We start from the raw sequence: 19,244 nt of genomic DNA, 5'->3' as shown, positions 1-19,244 counted from the left end.
ACTTTATTTCTGTTTAATTTAATACTTAAATCTCTCATTTTCACAGTATGATGATTTCTTTTGGAGCCTGGGTTAAAATCTGCGGAGTTTGATCTCTTATAATGATAGTATCTTCAATTCTGACACCGCCTAAACCCTCAACATATATTCCAGGTTCGACAGTAACTGCCATATTGTTTTCAAGCACCTTATGTCCGCCCACCGAAAGCCTTGGATTTTCATGAATTTCAAGCCCCAAACTGTGTCCCAGTCCATGTCCGAATTTTCCTTCAAAACCCTTTCCATAAATGATATCTCTTGCAATCTTGTCAACTTCCCTGCCGGTTCTGCCTCTTACCGCTCCTTTTTCTGCAGCCAGCTGCGCCTCCAAAACAACATTATAGATATCCAGCAATCTTTTGTCGGGCTGTCCCAGGAATACCGTCCTGGTTATATCCGAGCAGTAATGGTTGTACAGGGCTCCGAAATCCATGGTTATAGTATCACCCAGTTCCAGCTTTTTTGGGGACGCCACGCCATGGGGCATTGAGGATCTCAATCCCGAGGCTACGATTGTTTCAAAGGACGGACCGGCTGCTCCCAGCTTCTTCATTCTGTATTCCAGCTCAGCAGCCACATCCAGTTCGGTGATTCCCGGCTTTATTAACGGAAGTACCTGCATTAATGCATCATCAGCTATCTTAACGGCTTTGGCGATTATTTCTATTTCCTGCTCGTCCTTTATACTTCTCATTTCATCAACCACCGGACCCATACCTTTAAGCACAGTGCCCTTGAGCTTCCCTGCCAGAACCTCATATTCGGAGTAGCTTACCGACTGATCTTCAAAACCAATGGCTCTTATATTTTCAGAATTGATCAACTCCATTATTGTTTCATTTATATCCTGTTTATGCTGGATTATCTCAAATAGGGGGGCCTGCTTTGAAGATTGTTCGGCATACCTGAAATCGGTAAGCAAATATGCCTTGTTTGGTGTTATAACCAAATTTGCCGATGTACCTGTGAAACCCGAAAGATACATGTAGTTTTCCCTTTTGGTTATCAATGCGGCATCCAGCTGCATGCCGTCAAGTTTTGTTCTGAATTTTTCAAGTCTGTTCTGCATGTTATTAATATTAAACATTCCAGCTCCAATCTGCGTCATAAGCGCATACTCTATTATTTTTTGTAATTCAATTCTTATAATTATTTCTTATTAATATTTCTTTAATTATGCCTTCAATCATGCCTTCAATTATCTCTTATATAATTGCTTTGTTATCAGCCGTATATATAGCCGTTCAGGTTTGCTGCCGCATGCAAAGCCAGAATATAGCTCATTTTTCCAAAACCGCATATCTGTCCTGCACACACAGGCGCTATTACAGATATATGCCTGAATTCTTCCCTGCTATGTATATTCGAGAGATGTATCTCAATTGTAGGTATCTCAATTGACTTTATGGCATCTCTGATAGCTATGCTGTAATGGGTATACGCTCCTGCATTGATTATCACAGCTTGGTAAACTCCCCTTGCAGCATGCAGCCTGTCAATAATCTCTCCCTCATGGTTGCTCTGGATAAAGTCGGTTTCAAGCCCCAGCTGCTCTGAGGTGATATTCACTGCCTTTGCAATGTCCAGAAGCGTTTCACTTCCATAAACTCCTTTTTCCCGGACTCCCAACAGATTTAAATTGGGACCGTTTACAACCAATACTTTTTTCATTGTTAACCTCCATGTCAATATTTTCCTGCAGTCACCGACAAAAGCCCATAATACGTACATTCAAGCTGCCGGTCTCTGACTATTCATATTTTTTTTTGGCCTGCAAATAAAGCCTTTTCATTTCAAGGGCATCCTCGGCCATCATTCCTCTTGACTCACAAATAATTACAGGCTCCATTTTTCTTTTGACAAGTATTGGGGCCAGATGTTCAAACTCCGGTCCATACTGTCTGTCAGAAAAATTCCAGTGTCTTTTTTCTCCCCCTTTTGAAAACTCGATTCTGCTGAAATGACAGTGAATATTTCTCGTTCTTTCCTTGCCGATTGAGTTTTCAATTATGTCTATCACAGCTGCAAAATCCTCTTCGGAATTAAGCCTTCCAAGCCCACGGGCGTGTACATGTCCAAAATCGATGGTGGGGATGATCCTTTCATCGACCTTGCACATTTCCAGTACCTCTTCTATAGTGCCCAGTTGATTGTGCTTTCCCAGCACCTCGGGGCAGATGTGCACGTCTCCGTAACCTGCAGCATCAGAGAGTTCCAGTGTTTCCTGCAATATCTGCAGAGCATACTTCAGAGCAGTCTCTCTTCCCACCTTGCTGCAGGAGCCGGTATGCACGACAATTCTTTTAGCGTCCATCCATTTTGCTGCTCTGAGTGTTTCCAGAATATATCTCTTTGAATTCTCTCTCTTTTCCTCTTCCTCACTGGCCATGTTTATATAATATGGGGCGTGTATACTTAAAAATATGTTGTTATCCTTTGCCTGCCGGCCGATTTCGGTTGCAGTTGCCTCACCCACATTCACACCCTTGGTACAGGAGTATTCGTATGCGTCCAGACCCATCCCGGCCAGCCACGCAGGCATTTGTGAAGATGATTTGTAGCCTTGTTCATAAAAGCTGTCAGAATTTCCGGAAGGTCCAAATTTTATCATGTTTTTCTCCTTAAAATGCAGTTTAGCTTCATTAGTCGCTAACATCCAATTGATATATTGCAATTCACATATTGCAGATAGTTAAAACCACTATAAAAATTTCAGTCCAGATTGCTTTCCAGGAAAACCCTCATAGCCTTGTAGAACATATAAACATCTATCTTACTGGTAACCTCCACAGGGGAATGCATTGAAAGCAGCGGTACTCCGCAGTCAAGTACTTCAACGCCAAGGTTTGCAACATACTGTGCTATGGTACCTCCTCCGCCCTGGTCAACCTTTCCCATCTCGGAGGTATGCCAGATTATTCCTTTTTCATTGAAAAGCTTCCTTATTAGTCCGACCACCTCTGCATTTGCATCACTGGCATCATATTTTCCCCTTGAACCGGTATACTTCTGGATTAAAACCCCATTGCCCATGTATGAGGCATTTCTCTTTTCCTGAACCTCCTGATATGCCGGATCAACGGCAGGGTTGACATCAGCCGATAACATCATGGAATTTTCCAGGCATTGGTTCAGCAAAATATCCGAATAATTGCTGTTTGTCAAATAAATCAACTTTGAAATGAAACTCCTGAGAAAATTGGATTGAGCTCCTGTATTTCCCGTGCTTCCGATCTCCTCCTTGTCGGTCAGTATACACAGTGCGGTCTTATCTGCCGGCTTTGCATCCATCATTGCCTTCAAACAAGTATAAGCGCACACCCTGTCATCCTGTCCGTATGCTCCCACCATGCTTCTGTCAAGTCCGATGTCCTTTGCCTTGAACGCAGGAACAGCCTCCAGCTCGGCAGAAAGAAAATCCTCCTCAACCATGCCGTATTTTTCATTGAGAATTTTTAGTATGTTCAGCTTGATTTTGTCCTTTACCTTCTTATCATTATACGGTCTGGAGCCTATCAATACATTCAGGTTCTCTCCGGCTACAACTTCGGTTGCCTTCTTCTGCATCTGGTCCTGTGCCAGATGAGGAAGAAGGTCTGTTATTGTAAATACAGGATCCGCTTCATCTTCTCCAATGCATATTTCAATTTTTGTTCCGTCGGCCTTGACAACAACCCCGTGGAGGGAGTATGGGATAGCAACCCATTGATATTTCTTTATTCCGCCATAGTAATGTGTCTTAAGCAGAACAAGGCCTGAATCTTCATACAGTGGATTCTGTTTGATATCCAGTCGTGGGGAATCAATATGAGCCCCTACCATGTTAATACCGTCAATGACCGGTTTATCGCCGATTATTGCGAAAGCAACCGCCTTATGCCTATTTATGTAATAGACCCTGGCTCCCCTGTTTAATCTTTTGCCCTGCTTGAATAAAGTTTGCAGGTTCTGATAACCGTTTTTAATTAACTCCTTTTCTACAATAGCTGCAAACTCTCTTTCTGTTTTACCTTTATCTAAATATTCCTTGTAATTTTCACAAAGGTCAAAGGCATCCCTTATTTCTTTTTCACTGTGTTCCCATGCATTCCTGGGCTGGTAGGAAAGCTTTTCCTTCAACAGCTCTGCTTGTGATTTTTCTTCACTCATGACAATCTCCCATCCGCATACCATGTATGCTTATCCCATTATTTTGACTTAAATTAAAAAAATTGATAACATTATTTAAGACATTAATTTAAGATTTTTTAATAATATTATCTGTATCTATATATTTAAGATATCCAAATCAATGTATAATAACACAAATCCGGATAACTTATTCAGTTTTATTATACTTACCAAAGGAGAAAGTTACAATGTTTGACAATCATATTCATTCAAAATTTTCTACAGATTCCAAAATGGACGCCGAGGAAGCTTGTAAAAGAGCTGTTGAAATAGGTTTGACCGGAGTTGTGTTTACCGATCATGTGGATTATGACTATCCTGACTTTGACGAAAGCTTCTTAATAAATTTCGATAAATATTTTGAAGCCTTCGCTGCACTAAAAGCTGGATGGAAAGAAAAGCTTGTTGTGCTGACAGGCGTCGAAATGGGCTTCCAGCCGCAGGTTCTGGAGCCCATAAACAGTGTTTTGCTGAAATATCCTTTTGACTTTGTCATAAATTCCGTCCATATTATTGACCATATGGATCCGTATACAGGTGCATTTTTCAGAGGGCGGACCCAGCAGCAGTCTTATGAGCGCTATCTGGAGGAAATCCTGGTTTCGGTGGGAGCATATGACAACTATGATGTCATCGGCCATATCGGATATGCTGCACGTTATGGAGACTTTGAGGACAAGCCGTTAAGATATGCCGATTACAATGATTTGCTGGATCAAATACTGAAAGCCGTCATCGCCAGGGGCAAAGGCATTGAAATAAATACCTCTGGCCTGCGTTCCGATTTGAAACAGCCTATTCCCGGTTATGATGTATTCAAAAGATATTTTGAACTTGGAGGAGAAATAATAACCGTAGGTTCCGACGCCCACTTTACCGAGCATCTTGGCCATAGTTTCAAAGAAGCCCTTGTTCGTCTGAAAGACATAGGTTTTAAATATGTTGCTCATTTTGAGAAAAGAAAGCCGGTATTTGAAAAATTATTAATATAAATTTAACATAATATCCCATTGCAATTTAGCTGTAATGGGTATATAGTAAATATTGTAGTAGAAAGAAGGTGATAAAATTGAATAAGGATAACGTATTTATTAATCCCGACGTTATTGAGGATTGCCTGAGCGAATGCTTTGATGTTTTTGAAAAACAATCTCACGCAAACACTTCCGCCAATACCTCAGAAGCAGTTGAAACAGCCTAGTGAAAAGGGCTTTTTTACTTTCTAAAGCTTTTTTCCCTGAAGTTCCTTCATCATCAAGGATTCTACAACCCCATTTTTATATAGATCAGGAATACGTCCCACTTCCTTAAATCCATTTTTTATATAAAACCTTTTTGCACCGGGATTAAAATCCGCAACAACAAGAAACAGCCTGGAGGAATTACATACCCTTTCCATGTAATTTAAAAACTCCTTTCCTATCCCAAGGCCCCGGAACTCTTCTTTTACCGCGACAATATGCAGGTAGGGAAAACTGTGAAAAGCTCCGTTTTCAATAATCCACATGAAACCTAAAACAATGTTATCCCTGTTAACGGCAACACTTATTTCCCCCTTCCATATACCCTCGCTTATGGCATTCAATGCTTTATTCTCAGCTGAGAAATATATTTTTCCCAGTTCCGATTTCTGCAAAGCAATTATACAGTCATTCAAATGCTTGTTTTCAGCTTTTATTATACTTACATCCATATTTTAGTATTCTCCTGCCTCTTAACTGTATTTCCAGACTTTTTCATATTGTACGATTTTATTTCACCGGTACCGAGTAAGTGACATACTCCCTGTCGAAATGATATCCTAATTTTTCGGACAAAGCCACGGATTCCCTGTTTGCGGCATCCCAGCTGGGATAAAGATTTCTGTCCAGACACTCCAGTATCAATTTTGACGCGCAGGCAAGAGCCAGGCCTTTTCTGCGGTATTCCGGCTTTGTATCTATTTCAATTTCTATACCCCCGTTATATACCGTATACGAAGCTGCACCCGACACCAGCTCTCCGCCGTGAAGGATTACCGCTCCCAGACCATATCTTTCAAATTCCCTGTAGCCCGGAAATTGGGAACACAAGTCTTTTGACCAGCCTTCTGACCCTGCCTTTTGAAAAATTTCCTCATCAATCATTTTTATTGTATATTCTGGTGAAAGTTTTTCAATATAAGCATTTAACTTTTGCCTGTCAAATACCCCGGGTTCCTTTTTTATAGCATATCTCATGAATTTATCAAATCTGTTTTTATATGCTGTTTCAATCAGACCGGCCCACTCATCGTCCCGTGGAACCATTAAAATATTTTGTGCCGAAAAATCATCAGGTATATTTTTTACCAGTTCAATATCCGGAATACCTGCAAAAAAGCAAAAATCCCCGGTTATGATCTGAGCAGCTTCCGGCTGTTCTGCTTTATCCACCCAGGCATTTCCCATTATGCCATGCAGACATGACCATATTAAGGTTTCCTTCCAGCCCTCAAAGAACGGAGCTATTTTATCCATTTCATGTTTTTTCAAATGATACATTGTTATCCCCCATATCTTCTATAAGTGCAATATACTTTATGATAAAAAGCAATGTCTACCGTCCATATCTCCACCCATGAAATCACAAATCATTTTTTCCGGCCTCTCTTCTATACTCAATAATATCTCCGGGCTGGCAATCCAGAACATCACATATGGCATCCAGTGAAGAAAAACGAATAGCCCTTACTTTTCCTGTTTTTAAATTTGACAAATTGACATATGAAATTCCGACTTTCTGAGCAAGCTCATTCAATGTTATTTTTCTGTCTGCCATAACCCTGTCCAGTCTTAATATAATAGCCATAATATCTCCCTGTATGCTTTCAATATTATAGTGTTGCTATTTTTTTGCGTTATGCTGATTAATTTAAATTTTGCTTTACATTATTTTTTTATTTCAACTGGTAACTTTCGTACTAACTTCATAAAATAAGAATGCACCCAAAACGATTACGCAAATTGTATAGCCTCAGTTAAAGCAGTTTTGTGGTCGCTCAAACTCGACATCCTGTCTCGATTTGAAGCTCAAAGCAGCATCCTGCTGCTTTGCCGGCAAAACCGCTTTAACTTCGTCGACAATTTATCGTAATTGTTTTTAACCGTGCATCTTATTTTATGAAGTTGTCCTCTCGTACCAGTTGATTCCAAATAGAGCTATCTATGAAGCAAAACAAAATTTTAATAGCACAACAGGTTAATTTTATTAAATGGTAGTATCCCAACGTTTCTGATATATGAAGCCGTATTTTATTACCATTGAAAATAAAATGCCAAGGATTCCGATCATAAAAAGCTTTCCATCAGCTAAAATAAAACTTCCTTTGCTATAAAGTGTAAAGTTACAGTTATATCCTTTGAAACGAGGGAACATAAACGCTGATAAGAGAATAAGCACACCGATTATCATGGTACACCAAACTAAAATTTTTGAAAACGGTTTTTTAATAACGGCTATACCGATCAACGATATAAAACAACAAAATGTACTTATAAAAAATAAAGAATCATATAAAAATATATTTATTTGATTTGTTGACCACATTTTGTCAATACTACCGGATATAAAAAATAAAATTCCAATTAAAGTTACTAATCCCGTCACACATATCGATATGGCCAAAATCAATTTAAAAGGTATGCTGAATTTTACCTCCGGCTCCTTTTCACATTCAATCAATGCATCTTTAAATTCTTCACTCATTTAATTTTCCTCCACAATTGGATATTATTTCTAATTAAATTGTAATACCTGGCTATAATGAAAGTCAATATATTTTTAACGTTTATCATTAAATATTGAAAAATGATATGAAAATATGAATTGTAGTACGAGATTCCCATTTGCAACGCGAGAATCCCAATTTGAAAACGAGTTTCTGATTTTGTAATCAAAATCCCGTTTTGTAAAGAAGAATCTAGCTCCTAAGTACTATTTTTTCAGAAAATTGGCTATAATGACGTTGCTTAGACATAAAAAAGTGTATAAAAACCAGAAATGAATTTAAGGTCAACCTATAATTTGTAAGGGAAAAAGCCATATTCCCTGTTAAGGCAATAAAAATAAAATTAAAGAGTAAAATATGGAAATTCATTTTACAATTGAGGAGTGGAAATATACGAAGATGTGCAAAAGTGTACGAATGTGAAGACCATAGAAAAGGCATAGGTAACTCAGGAACAGGCAGATAATATGGAAAGGGGTGCTTTCGCACCCCTCTGATTTATTTCTGAATAAGGTCAATGGAACCTAATACTACGTGGGCCAATCCAAAACCAATTATGCCAGCGCCGATTGCAACCGTTGAATCACGCTTGGTCATTCTATGTTTTTTCATTTTCATGTCATAGCCTCGCATTGCCAATCCAGTTGCCGTAACTGCTGTTCCCAAAACGGCAGGAAAAAGTCCTTCGCGCAAAAGAATCCCTCCTCTTTGGAACCAGCCGAAAATCAATCTGCTGACTCCAATGAAATAAAATCAATTATTAATGTCTGCAAATTATTATTTTATATGTGTCTTTTTTTGTTTTTAATCTATCGTTCCTCCGCCGACTACTACATCATCATTATAGAAAACTACCGACTGTCCGGGCGTAATGGCTCTTTGGGGAGTATCAAAAACCACACGGATTTTCTGACCGCCAATAACACGGATTGTAGCAGGCGCCTCCTTCGCTGAGTACCGTATTTTAGCATTGACTCTCATACCGTCAACAGGTTTCTCTATTGAAATAAAATTTAAGTCCGAAGCTGTAAGCGTATCTGAAAACACTTCATTGTCGTCACCGAGAACAACCCTGTTGTTTTCCGCATCCAGTGCCACAACAAACATAGGTTTTCCAAAGGCTATGCCAAGCCCCTTTCTCTGACCTACCGTGTAATGCACTATTCCCTTATGTGTGCCCAGTACATTTCCTTTTGTATCAACAAACTTCCCGGGAACAATTTTTTTATCACTGTTTTCACTCAGGAATCTTCCATAATCATTATCGTTTATAAAGCAGATTTCCTGGCTGTCGGGCTTTGTCGCCACAGAAAGCCCTATTTCCTTTGCTATCTCCCTAATCTGTTCCTTTGAATAGTCTCCTACCGGCATCAGGGTCCTTCCCAGCTGCTCCTGCGTCAGATTATACAGTGCATAAGTCTGATCCTTTTTATCAGTCACAGATTTCTTAAGAATGTACCTTCCCGACGCAGGGTCAAGCATTACCTTTGCATAATGGCCTGTGGCGATATAGTCAATTCCCATTGCAACAGCCTTGTCAAGCATGGCCTGCCATTTGACATGCCTGTTGCAGGCAATACAAGGGTTGGGGGTACGTCCTTTAAAATACTCTTCCTTGAAATATTCAATAACGGTTTTGTTGAATATATCCTTGAAGTTTAAAACATAATAGGGTATTCCAAGCTTGTTTGCAACTCTCCGCGCATCATCAACGGCAGACAGTGAACAGCAGCCGCCCTCTGATTTTTTCGCTTCTTCATCCATATCCTGCCATATCTGAAGCGTTACGCCTATTACCTCATAGCCCTGCTGCAACAAAATGGCGGCTGCAACAGAACTGTCAACGCCGCCGCTCATTCCAAGCATAACCTTTCTTGAGCTCATTACCTCAATCTCCCATACTAAAAAAATTCACCGTACGTTAAACCGTACGTTAAAAAATGGTTAAATAATAACCGGAATATCATTTATTATTTAACCATTTTTTAATTAATTCAGAGTTATATACTAGTCCATATCATCTAATTCATACATAGCCGGCGGTTAATTTCCAACGGACAATATGACTTTTTAGATGTTACAGCTCATTAGTCTTCATCATCAAAATCTTCTTCACGTCCATGGCTGTGATAACAGCTATTGCAGCAGCCGTCACAGTCCACGCTTTCATCGGGTGCCTGGCCGTTCTTTCTCCTGTAATCCTCCAATGCGGCGGCAATAGCTTCCTCTGCAAGATTTGAACAGTGCATTTTTGCAGGCGGCAATCCATCAAGTGCTTCAGCAACAGCTTTATTTGTTATTTTCATAGCTTCCTCAACAGTTTTGCCCTTTACAAGCTCGGTGGCCATACTGCTGGTTGCTACTGCAGCCCCGCAGCCAAAAGTTTTGAACTTTGCGTCAACTATGATATTATCCTCTATTTTAAGATACATTTTCATGATATCTCCGCATTTTGCATTTCCAACCTGACCAACACCATTTGCATCTTCAATTTCTCCAACATTCCTTGGATTTGAAAAATGGTCCATGACTTTTTCACTATACATTTAACATAACCTCTTTTCTCACATATGATTAACTTTGATTAAATGCCTATAAATTGATAACAGTGTAACATATATTACTTTTTATTCTTGATTGCTTCGTATAATGGCGACATATCCCTCAACTTGCTCACTATTTTAGGAATTTCCTCAAGTAAAAAATCAACATCCTCCTGGGTATTTTCCTCACCAAATGTCAATCTCAGTGAACCGTGAGCAATTTCATGGGGAAGACCAATAGCCATCAAAACATGTGAAGGATCAAGGGAACCTGAAGAACAGGCCGACCCGCTGGAACCGCAAACTCCGATCATATCGAGCATTAACAGGAGTGATTCGCCTTCTATATATTGGAATGAAATATTTACATTGCCCGGCAGCCTGTTGGTTCTATGGCCATTCAACCTGATATAGGGAATTCTCGCCATAAGACCCTCTATTGTTTGTTCTCTTAAGTCCATAAGCTTTTTGTTGTAGGCATCCATATTTTCAACCGCAAGCTCTATCGCCTTACCCAGCCCGATAATACCCGGCAGGTTTTCGGTACTTGCCCTCTTGCCTCTTTCCTGTGCTCCGCCATGTATGAAGGAGGAAATCTTTACACCTTTTCTTACATACAGGGCGCCTACACCCTTAGGTCCGTAGAACTTGTGGCTTGACAGAGATAAAAGGTCGATATTCATCTTCTCTACATCTATGGCAACATTTCCTATTGCCTGTACAGCATCAGTGTGAAAATAAATGCCCTTTTCACGGGCAAAAGCGCCTATTTCTGTTATAGGCTGAATGGTACCTATTTCATTATTTGCAAACATTATACTGATAAGAATGGTTGTATCCTTTACAGCCTTTTTTAAATCTTCCAGTGATACAACTCCGTCGCTGTCAACAGGCAGATAGGTTACTTCAAACCCTTCGCTCTCCAAGTATTTGCAGGAATTCATTATTGCAGGGTGCTCTATGGCAGACGTAATAATATGATTGCCTTTTTTCTTGTTGGCACTTGCTATTCCTTTTATAGCCCAGTTGTCGGCTTCACTTCCGGAGCCGGTAAAGTAAATCTCTCTGGCCTGTGCTCCAAGTGCCCTGGCAACCTTTTCTCTGGCTTCTTCAACTGCTTTCTTGCTTTCACGGCCAAGAGTATATATTGAAGAAGCATTACCAAATTGCTCGCAGAAGTAAGGCTTCATAGTCTCAAAAACTTCAGGCTTTACATATGTGGTTGCTGCATGATCTAAATAAATAACTCTGTTTCCCATATCGAACACTCCCTTATAAATTTGAACTTAAAAAAGAATATATGAATCAGTCTTCAAGTATTCCCTAATAATATACCCTTACAAAATCAATAAAAACAGGATTATATGTAATAAATATAATCATCATTTCTTGTTTTTTCCTGGTGCTGCTGTACAAGGTCGGCTACCGTAATAGAATCAACAACCTCGTTGATTTTATCCCTCAATTTGGCCCAAACCGCAGCCGTAACACAACTATCAGCCTTATCGCAGCTGACAGGCATTTCGAGATCTATGCAGTCCACCGGGCAAAGCGTCCCCTCCAGGGATCTCAAAACATCTCCCACCAAAATTTTTTCAGCAGGCTTGGCAAGCAGGTAACCTCCTTGAGCCCCTCTGATGCTTTTGACAAGGCCGGACTTTTTCAAGGACGAAAAAAGCTGTTCCAGATAATTCTCGGAAAGACCCTGTCTTTCTGCAACACTTTTTAAAGATACCTGCCCTTCCCTATCATGGACGGCAAGATCAACTATGGCCCTCAAACCATATCTTCCCTTTGTGGAAACCTTCAAGTTAATCACCTTAATTCCAATTAATTTACTAGACTTTATTGATGTTACCATATCATAAAAAGGAATTCAAGTAGAAATAGTAACATTTATTTGAAATTACTTAAATTATTTTATTGTTCAGATTAATTATATGCGCTAGAAAAACGAGCTGTAACACCTGTTTTTCAGCATGTAATCAATTTCATCTATGCTCTTTCCGTTTGCGCAGACAATAAAAACACCATAGCTGGATTTGCTGCTGGTGCTCATAACAGGGTTTGTATTTTCTTCAGTTATTGCCGAAAAATCAAAACGCCCCCCCTCATATACAACTGCATCTATAGGGTTTCTGTAAGTATATAGCTCAACCACATTATACCCTCTTTGGGACAGGGCTTTTGACAGCTCCGTTAAATTTGACTGTACTGCAACTATCATATTTCCACCTCCGAAAATAATATTTAAAGGAACAATTTTCAATGTTTAGTACTAACTTCCAGAAAATAATTGTTCTACTTGAAGTTATTCCCTGATAGTATTTACAGAGGTAAAATATTTATTCTATTTTGCAGAGATTTTATTCTTCAGAATTATCCTCATTTTCCTGAGAACTTTCTGCTTCATCGGGATTCTCATTATCAGCCCCCTGAAAATCTCCGGCGGTATTTTCACCTGTTTTTATTATCTTATTGCTTGGCAGGGGCTTGTTGGTGAAAATAAACCATACTGCAATTACTGCATATACTGCAATACTTTGCATGAGAAAAATCTGAAATACCACTATGTTTAATAATAGTAATACAAAACCTGCAAGGAGTATCCACGCCAGTACTCTTTTCTTCATCACTGCTCTCTCCATTTCTCCAACCAATCTTTTATTTTGGCTTCGTAGCCGTTTGCAGTCGGGTTGTAATAAAGTGTCCCTTTCATTTCCTCAGGGAAAAATTCCTGCTTTACGATATTATTTTTATAATCATGTGCATATTTATAGCCCTGTCCGTAGCCCAGCTGTTCCATGCCCTTTGCTGCGGCATTCCGCAAATGCATGGGGACACTCCCTGTGTTTTTTGATTCAACATCAGCCATTGCTTTATTTAAGGCCATATATGCGGAATTTGACTTGGGGCTGCAGGCAACTGTAACTGCCGCATGAGCGAGTATTATCCTGGCCTCGGGCATCCCAATCATCTTTACCGCCTGTGCCGCGGCCACCGCAACCTGGAGTGCCGTCGGATTTGCCATGCCCACATCCTCTGAGGCGCATATTATTATTCTTCTTGCCAGGAATTCTACATCCTCACCTGCATACAGCGCTCTTGCAAGGTAGAATACAGCTGCATCAGGGCTGCTTCCCCGCATGGATTTAATAAAGGCACTGATATTATCATAATGCTCTTCACCATTTTTATCAAAGCGGATTGCTTTTTTCTGAACACACTCTTCAATTGTTTTCAAAGTTATATCTATAGCACCGTACTCACCAAGTTCGGAGGTAAGTACGGCCAGCTCTATGGAATTAAGTGCCGTACGGGCATCACCGGAACAAACCTCACTCAGGTAGTCAAGCGCCTCCTCACTGATATTTATACTATAGTTTCCCAGGCCCCTCTCATTATCCTTGATAGCGGTTATAAGCAGTTTTTTTATATCTTCTTTTTCAAGGGGCTTCAGCATAAACACCGTTGATCTGGATATAAGCGCTTTGTTTACTTCAAAAAAAGGATTTTCGGTAGTTGCACCTATCAGTACGATGGATCCGTCCTCTACATAAGGCAAAAGTGCATCCTGCTGGGATTTATTGAAGCGGTGGATCTCATCTATAAACAAAACCGTTCTGCCATTTGGATTAAGCATTGAATTTTTGGTGTCGGCGGCAATTCTTTTTATATCACCAACGCCCGAAGTTACTGCATTAAGCTTTTCAAAGCTGGACTGGGTGGTATTTGCAATGATCCTGGCCAGTGAGGTTTTTCCGGTGCCTGGCGGGCCATATAGAATAATTGATGTAATTCTATCCGCTTTGATCATCCTGTACAACATTTTATCCCTGCCTATTATATGGCCCTGTCCGACAAATTCCTCAATAGTCCTCGGCGCCATTCTGTATGCCAGGGGCTGTATCTTTTCTCTCATAAAACTCCTTAAAAATCTCCTATTTAACCTATTTTTTTATCATAAAGGTCTTCCAGATATCTTTAACTTCGTTAACTGTCCTGTCAGTTGCCGTAAGATCAGGAACAACACTGATATAGCAGTACGAATAGTCCCCGGCCTCAAAGCAATAGCAGGTCACTGCTGCAAAAAAATCCATATCTGCACTTTCAACCTTATATGTATATACCCTCATCTGATAACCTTTTTCATTGACAGAGGACTGGACCGGAGTCGCAGCATATACTTTTTTCAGAACCTTCATTATACCAAATTTCTCCTCGTCGGTGAGGGACCTGGACAATGATGAGTTTTCGGTCGCATAAACCATTACACTTGCATTTGTATCAGGCTCGGTAAAAGTGACCGAGCTATCATCTCCGGCACCTGATTTGGTCCAGTAACCGGGCAGTTTGACACTCCAGCTGAAGGTTTTGTTAACATACTCAAACAATTCATCCTGCTGTGACACTCTTATACCGACATTTTTATTGGTATATTTTTCAAAATCACTCTCAAATTTTCCTTCATCAACAGAGTAGAAGTCCATTTGATCTATGGTCTCTTTAAACTGGCCTATAAGCTTGTCGTATTCGCCTTCAGGAAGCTTGACTGTTATTTCATAAACAAAACTTCCTTTGGTAAAATATAACTCATCCATAATATAGACCTTATCTCCCTGTTTTATGCTGAATTTAAGGTTTCTGGCCTCAGCACCTGCTGCTGTGGCATTCTCATCGGAAATGAATTTATATACCCTGGCATTGAAATATTTGTTGTATTTCTCCTTTATATTGTCTGCATATTCCTCAAGACTTCCGCTGTCCCCCAGGGTATTCATGGTTATTCTCATATAGTGCCTGCTGTCCAGACCAAGGCAGGTCGTCATGGGATCATCGTTTGACAATACCTTATCCCATTTTGCAGGTACATTGATTGACCAGGGCAGGTATTTGGCATCCAGGTTCAAAGTCACATAGTTGTAAAAACTCGCCTTTCCCTGCACCACCCTGGAAATATCCTCCACACCTTTTACCGCACCTTTATAATTAAGACTGAAGGAATTCATGATATTCTCATAATATTTGTCTGTTAAAAGCTTTTCAGGTGTGACTGAATTATCATAACAATTTATAGTGACATAATAGAAATAATCTCCCTTGTCAAATACTTTTACACGCAAGGACTCATCATATTCTGAAAGCCTGGTATACTGAAAATACGGAACAGCGGCCGCAAGATCCATTTTTGAGCTTCTCACCGAACTGTTGTACAGTATATCGTTATACAGCTCGCTTAGTTTTCTGCCATTCTTATTTTCCACTGCTATCTCAAAATAAAGACTCCTGCTCTCATTGGTAATGCCGACCTTATCGGATTTAAAGCTGTTGGATATTATTCTTGATCCTGAGGGTATACTTAAACTCCAGCCGTAAAAGCTGTTGCCCACCTTCGGACTGGTAATGCCACCGGTGAGAAAGGATAAATCACTTAGCGCCCCGTCATCCTCAAGAACTATCTTTATGCTGCCTTTTTTCAGATCACTGGTGACAGTAACCGGAAAACTGGCCGATATAAACTCCAGAGGCACCATAGTTACTTTGTTTTTTACAACAGGTGCTGCCGGCATTTTTTTCTTTTCGGTATTGTAGATATATTCTGCCGATCCGACAGTTATCTCAGCATTCATTTCACCGTATATGACCTCAATAACTTTATCCTTTTTGTTTACTTCGGCACCGACGGCTGTTGTGATCCATTCCAGAGGTACCATTGCCGAATTGTTCACCATATAAGGTTTTTCAACCTTTGATTCGGTTCCGTTAACTTTGGCAGAAGTACTTCCCACCCTGAGCTCAAGCACCAGTTTGTCATTTCCGGCCGCATATGTATTCGTCAGGAAGGCTGCCAATATTGAAATCACAACAAGCAGACTTAATAAAGTTTTTCCAATTTTCATAAACTGTCACGTCCTTATTTTCTATACTCTTTTCGTTTAATTGCTTTCTGCCGTTCTTAAAACTCTTTCTGAATACGGTTTATTTTTCACCGAAAACCACGTTGACTGTAAGCTGTTTATTGTCCCGGAGCAATTTAAAGGCAGCTTTATCTCCCGGAAGATATTTTTTCATTTCCTCATTGTAATCGATAATTGAGTTAACCTTCACACCGTTTACAGCTACCAGCTTGTCGTCCACCTGAATGTCATACCTTTCAGCGTCCGAGCCTTCTTCAATATCCCTGACCGTCAGGCCTTCAACAGAACTGGGGAGACCGTACTGTGAGGTTATGCTCTCTGAAAATACTATTCCCAGATAAGGTCTCTTGATTTTTCCGAATTTCTCAAAGTGACTTATGGCATACCTGACGGTATCAACAGGAATTGAAAAATTAAGTCCTTCCACTCCAAATCCCACCAGTTTTACCGAATTGATGCCTATAACCTGGCCCTTCATATTTACCAGGGGGCCTCCGCTGTTTCCACCGTTGATTGCCGCGTCGGATTGTATAAACCTGTACTCCCCGTCGGCCGACCTGTTCATCCCGCTGATTATGCCTTTTGTGGCCGAGTTTCTTAAATTAAAAGATAAGGGCGTGCCGATGGCTACAACTTCCTGCCCCACCGCAACACTGGACATATCTCCGAAAACGGCCGGAGTCAGTCCCCCCTTGTCTATTTTGATCACCGCCAGGTCAAGACTGTCATCTATGGCCTTCAGCCTGGCTTTATATGCCTTGCTGTTGGAGAGGACAACCACAATGGTATCCATGTCCTTTACAACATGGGCATTGGTAACTATATATCCGTCACTTCTATATATGACGCCTGTTCCAAAAATCAGATTGTCGGTGTATTCGCTGTAATCATAACTGCTTTCTTTAAGCTTGCCTATGATACCTACCACCGAAGGACCGACTTTGTTTATTATATTTGAAATCCTGTTTGTATCGGTATTTATTTCAATGGACTTATCGCTTTTGTTTACGGTAATACCATCGAGATTTCCTGCCAGGCTGTCGACAAGTACATACTGTTTGCCGTTGAATTCCTTTACCGCATCGTTTACCTGTTTGCCGTCAATCTTCAAGGTTACATTTCCTGCTGCATATGTACCGGTTGTCATAAATACGATAGCAGTTACCAGACACACCGATTTTATAATGGTTTTTTTTATCATATTCCCTCCATAGGCGGTTATTTCCTGTCAGGATTAAATCTTTCCAGATTTCCATTTTACCATTTTGCGGGAAGCAGTTCAATTTAATTTGCTGTCTGGAAATAATTACATGGGATCAGATTTTAAAAATATCCTCGAGAGGGATTTCCAGGCCTTCAAATACATTTGACCTGACAGTCTGGTTGTTTGTAAATGTGATAAAGTCTTCTATTACCTTGTTTTCGAAATTATATAAATATACGGCTTTTTTTGATGTATCGGCCAGCCAAAATTCCTTAACTCCCGTAAGTGCATATAGATTGAGTTTTCTGAGCATATCATGCTTTCTGGAGGAGGGGGAGAGAACTTCCACGACAAGTGTGGGTATGCCCCAATACTTCCCTTTTTCATCTATTTTTTCAGTATCACAGATGACAAGTATATCCGGTTGAACAACATTTTTGTTGTTATCTCCCTTAATCAAGGTAACGTCAAAAGGTGAAGTCAGAGGTCTGCACTTTTTATCTTTGAACCAGATATGGAAGTAACCGCTGATTTCAGCGATGACCCTTTGGTGGGCATAACTGGGTGAGGCCAGCAGAAAAAGTTCTCCGTCAATAAGCTCATACCTCTTGTCAGATTCTTCGGTAAGCTTTGTGAATTCCTCATAGGTCATCCTGGGACCATCCTCATCTTCATATATGCAGCACTCTTCCCCCACCCTGTCAGCGCTACTGCAGGGAACTAATCTTGCTATATCCTTGCTGTTTTTGGTTATGATGATTTCTTCAGAAGCAGAAGCCAATGCCAGATATTTTCCAAAGTTATTTTGAACCTCCGTTGATGTTACTCTCATAATCAAAGCTCCTTTCAAAGAAATACCTAACGTTGGAATAAAAAATATCATTTGATTTGAAGGGTATTAGCTAAAATATATTTGATTCTAGCTAATCATGCGGATGTTTGTTAGCTATAATTATTATAAGCTTTAAAATAAATCAAGTCAACAATTTAGCTATTATCAATAACCCTGGAGTCCGGCTTTATCAATTGCCGTATAAGTAAGCCTGTCATTAACCCTCTTACTCTCCATCAGTGATATTGAGCTTACTTTTACCGCTGATTTATCCAATTGTATTTTATCTATACCAGGTGCATTTTCGGCCGGCCTGGTCTCTCTTACCAGGGTTATATGGGGACTATAGCTTCTGCCCTCACAGGGATGGCCTTCCCTCTCAAGTGCTGCTTCAAGCCTGCAGTATAATTTCTGCAGTTCATTGTTTTCCTCCAGTCCCGTCCAGATTATTTTTTTATTGCCTTTGCTGAATGCTCCCAGTCTGTCAATCTGCAGTTGAAAGCAGGGCGTACCTGCCGCAGCCGTGCGCAAGGCCCTTCTCAGCTTCTCAACCTGTCCGGGATTCTGTTCACCTATAAATCTCAGGGTCAGATGAAAATTTTCCTTGTGTGAAAAATTCCCCCCGCTGCAGTATTTCTTAATTTCCTGTTGGAGAGAATACAAACGTTCCTTTATTTCCTCCTCAAATTCTATTGCAAAAAACACTCTCATATTAACTATCATTCCTTTCGCTGTGCTCAAGGCACAAAAAGTGATGAAAAACTATATTCCTTATCGCAATGTGGCGTAT

The 19,244-nt window shown here is 40.2% G+C and carries 22 protein-coding genes; 2 read left to right on the top strand and 20 right to left on the bottom strand.

Features of this window, described 5'->3' with window-relative positions:
• Positions 1 to 40: 40 nt before the first annotated feature.
• The 4 genes from T344_RS0104805 to T344_RS0104790 all read right to left on the bottom strand — a co-directional run bounded on the left by T344_RS0104805 (position 41) and on the right by T344_RS0104790 (position 4,188).
• Positions 41 to 1,108, bottom strand: coding sequence for a M24 family metallopeptidase (locus tag T344_RS0104805; RefSeq protein WP_117407495.1), 1,068 nt, complete (start codon positions 1,106 to 1,108; stop codon positions 41 to 43).
• Positions 1,109 to 1,263: 155 nt separating this feature from the next.
• Positions 1,264 to 1,710 (bottom strand): type II 3-dehydroquinate dehydratase, encoded by a 447-nt coding sequence (gene aroQ, locus T344_RS0104800; RefSeq protein ID WP_027627764.1) that lies wholly within the window; start codon positions 1,708 to 1,710, stop codon positions 1,264 to 1,266.
• A 79-nt stretch (positions 1,711 to 1,789) separates the two neighbouring features.
• The gene (locus T344_RS0104795; RefSeq protein ID WP_027627763.1) at positions 1,790 to 2,650 is read right to left on the bottom strand and encodes a TIM barrel protein; all 861 of its coding nucleotides are present in this window, start codon (positions 2,648 to 2,650) and stop codon (positions 1,790 to 1,792) included.
• A 101-nt stretch (positions 2,651 to 2,751) separates the two neighbouring features.
• A complete protein-coding gene (locus T344_RS0104790; RefSeq protein ID WP_027627762.1) occupies positions 2,752 to 4,188 on the bottom strand; it encodes an aminopeptidase in 1,437 nt (478 codons plus the stop codon).
• A gap of 209 nt (positions 4,189 to 4,397) precedes the next feature.
• Between T344_RS0104790 and T344_RS0104785 the strand changes: the two genes are divergently transcribed.
• Together T344_RS0104785 and T344_RS31700 are read left to right on the top strand one after the other, a co-directional pair.
• Positions 4,398 to 5,201 carry a histidinol-phosphatase HisJ family protein gene (locus T344_RS0104785; RefSeq protein WP_027627761.1) on the top strand — a complete coding sequence of 268 codons (804 nt, stop codon included), beginning with the start codon at positions 4,398 to 4,400 and terminating at the stop codon, positions 5,199 to 5,201.
• A gap of 77 nt (positions 5,202 to 5,278) precedes the next feature.
• The gene (locus tag T344_RS31700; protein WP_004625678.1) at positions 5,279 to 5,410 is read left to right on the top strand and encodes a hypothetical protein; all 132 of its coding nucleotides are present in this window, start codon (positions 5,279 to 5,281) and stop codon (positions 5,408 to 5,410) included.
• Between the two features lie 21 nt (positions 5,411 to 5,431).
• On the opposite strand, the gene T344_RS0104775 is transcribed toward T344_RS31700, so the two are convergent.
• The 16 genes from T344_RS0104775 to thpR form a co-directional block, all read right to left on the bottom strand.
• Entirely contained in the window at positions 5,432 to 5,902 is a 471-nt protein-coding gene (locus T344_RS0104775) for a GNAT family N-acetyltransferase (RefSeq protein ID WP_027627760.1), read from the bottom strand.
• Between the two features lie 58 nt (positions 5,903 to 5,960).
• Positions 5,961 to 6,731 (bottom strand): GNAT family N-acetyltransferase, encoded by a 771-nt coding sequence (locus T344_RS0104770; RefSeq protein ID WP_117407492.1) that lies wholly within the window; start codon positions 6,729 to 6,731, stop codon positions 5,961 to 5,963.
• Between the two features lie 82 nt (positions 6,732 to 6,813).
• Entirely contained in the window at positions 6,814 to 7,038 is a 225-nt protein-coding gene (locus T344_RS0104765; protein ID WP_027627758.1) for a helix-turn-helix domain-containing protein, read from the bottom strand.
• Positions 7,039 to 7,437: 399 nt separating this feature from the next.
• Positions 7,438 to 7,935, bottom strand: a complete 498-nt coding sequence (locus T344_RS0104760; RefSeq protein WP_027627757.1) for a hypothetical protein — start codon at positions 7,933 to 7,935, stop codon at positions 7,438 to 7,440.
• Positions 7,936 to 8,455: 520 nt separating this feature from the next.
• Entirely contained in the window at positions 8,456 to 8,650 is a 195-nt protein-coding gene (locus T344_RS0104755; protein WP_027627756.1) for a hypothetical protein, read from the bottom strand.
• A 111-nt stretch (positions 8,651 to 8,761) separates the two neighbouring features.
• Positions 8,762 to 9,841, bottom strand: coding sequence for a tRNA 2-thiouridine(34) synthase MnmA (mnmA, locus tag T344_RS0104750; protein WP_027627755.1), 1,080 nt, complete (start codon positions 9,839 to 9,841; stop codon positions 8,762 to 8,764).
• A 203-nt stretch (positions 9,842 to 10,044) separates the two neighbouring features.
• Positions 10,045 to 10,503 (bottom strand): Fe-S cluster assembly scaffold protein NifU, encoded by a 459-nt coding sequence (gene nifU / locus T344_RS0104745; protein WP_027627754.1) that lies wholly within the window; start codon positions 10,501 to 10,503, stop codon positions 10,045 to 10,047.
• A 74-nt stretch (positions 10,504 to 10,577) separates the two neighbouring features.
• Positions 10,578 to 11,759, bottom strand: coding sequence for a cysteine desulfurase NifS (gene nifS, locus T344_RS0104740; protein WP_027627753.1), 1,182 nt, complete (start codon positions 11,757 to 11,759; stop codon positions 10,578 to 10,580).
• Positions 11,760 to 11,860: 101 nt separating this feature from the next.
• Positions 11,861 to 12,310, bottom strand: a complete 450-nt coding sequence (locus T344_RS0104735; RefSeq protein WP_004625670.1) for an RrF2 family transcriptional regulator — start codon at positions 12,308 to 12,310, stop codon at positions 11,861 to 11,863.
• 135 nt (positions 12,311 to 12,445) lie between these two features.
• Entirely contained in the window at positions 12,446 to 12,727 is a 282-nt protein-coding gene (locus T344_RS0104730) for a YkuS family protein (protein WP_027627752.1), read from the bottom strand.
• Positions 12,728 to 12,866: 139 nt separating this feature from the next.
• A complete protein-coding gene (locus T344_RS27605; RefSeq protein WP_034860610.1) occupies positions 12,867 to 13,133 on the bottom strand; it encodes a hypothetical protein in 267 nt (88 codons plus the stop codon).
• Positions 13,133 to 14,422 (bottom strand): replication-associated recombination protein A, encoded by a 1,290-nt coding sequence (locus tag T344_RS0104720; RefSeq protein ID WP_027627751.1) that lies wholly within the window; start codon positions 14,420 to 14,422, stop codon positions 13,133 to 13,135. Before T344_RS0104720 ends, T344_RS27605 begins: the two co-directional genes overlap by 1 nt.
• 28 nt (positions 14,423 to 14,450) lie before the next feature.
• On the bottom strand, positions 14,451 to 16,400 hold the full coding sequence (locus tag T344_RS0104715; protein ID WP_027627750.1) for a stalk domain-containing protein: 1,950 nt from the start codon (positions 16,398 to 16,400) through the stop codon (positions 14,451 to 14,453).
• Between the two features lie 79 nt (positions 16,401 to 16,479).
• Positions 16,480 to 17,619, bottom strand: a complete 1,140-nt coding sequence (locus T344_RS0104710) for a S1C family serine protease (RefSeq protein WP_027627749.1) — start codon at positions 17,617 to 17,619, stop codon at positions 16,480 to 16,482.
• A 115-nt stretch (positions 17,620 to 17,734) separates the two neighbouring features.
• Positions 17,735 to 18,454 (bottom strand): type II toxin-antitoxin system prevent-host-death family antitoxin, encoded by a 720-nt coding sequence (locus tag T344_RS0104705; RefSeq protein ID WP_027627748.1) that lies wholly within the window; start codon positions 18,452 to 18,454, stop codon positions 17,735 to 17,737.
• Positions 18,455 to 18,619: 165 nt separating this feature from the next.
• A complete protein-coding gene (gene thpR, locus T344_RS0104700; protein ID WP_027627747.1) occupies positions 18,620 to 19,165 on the bottom strand; it encodes an RNA 2',3'-cyclic phosphodiesterase in 546 nt (181 codons plus the stop codon).
• Positions 19,166 to 19,244 lie beyond the last annotated feature (79 nt).

Origin of the sequence: Ruminiclostridium cellobioparum DSM 1351 = ATCC 15832, from assembly GCF_000621505.1 — a bacterium.
Classification (GTDB): Bacteria; Bacillota; Clostridia; order Acetivibrionales; family DSM-1351; genus Ruminiclostridium; species Ruminiclostridium cellobioparum.
The sequence above is the reverse complement of the archived record's forward strand: the minus strand, read 5'-3'. Positions and strand labels throughout refer to the sequence as shown.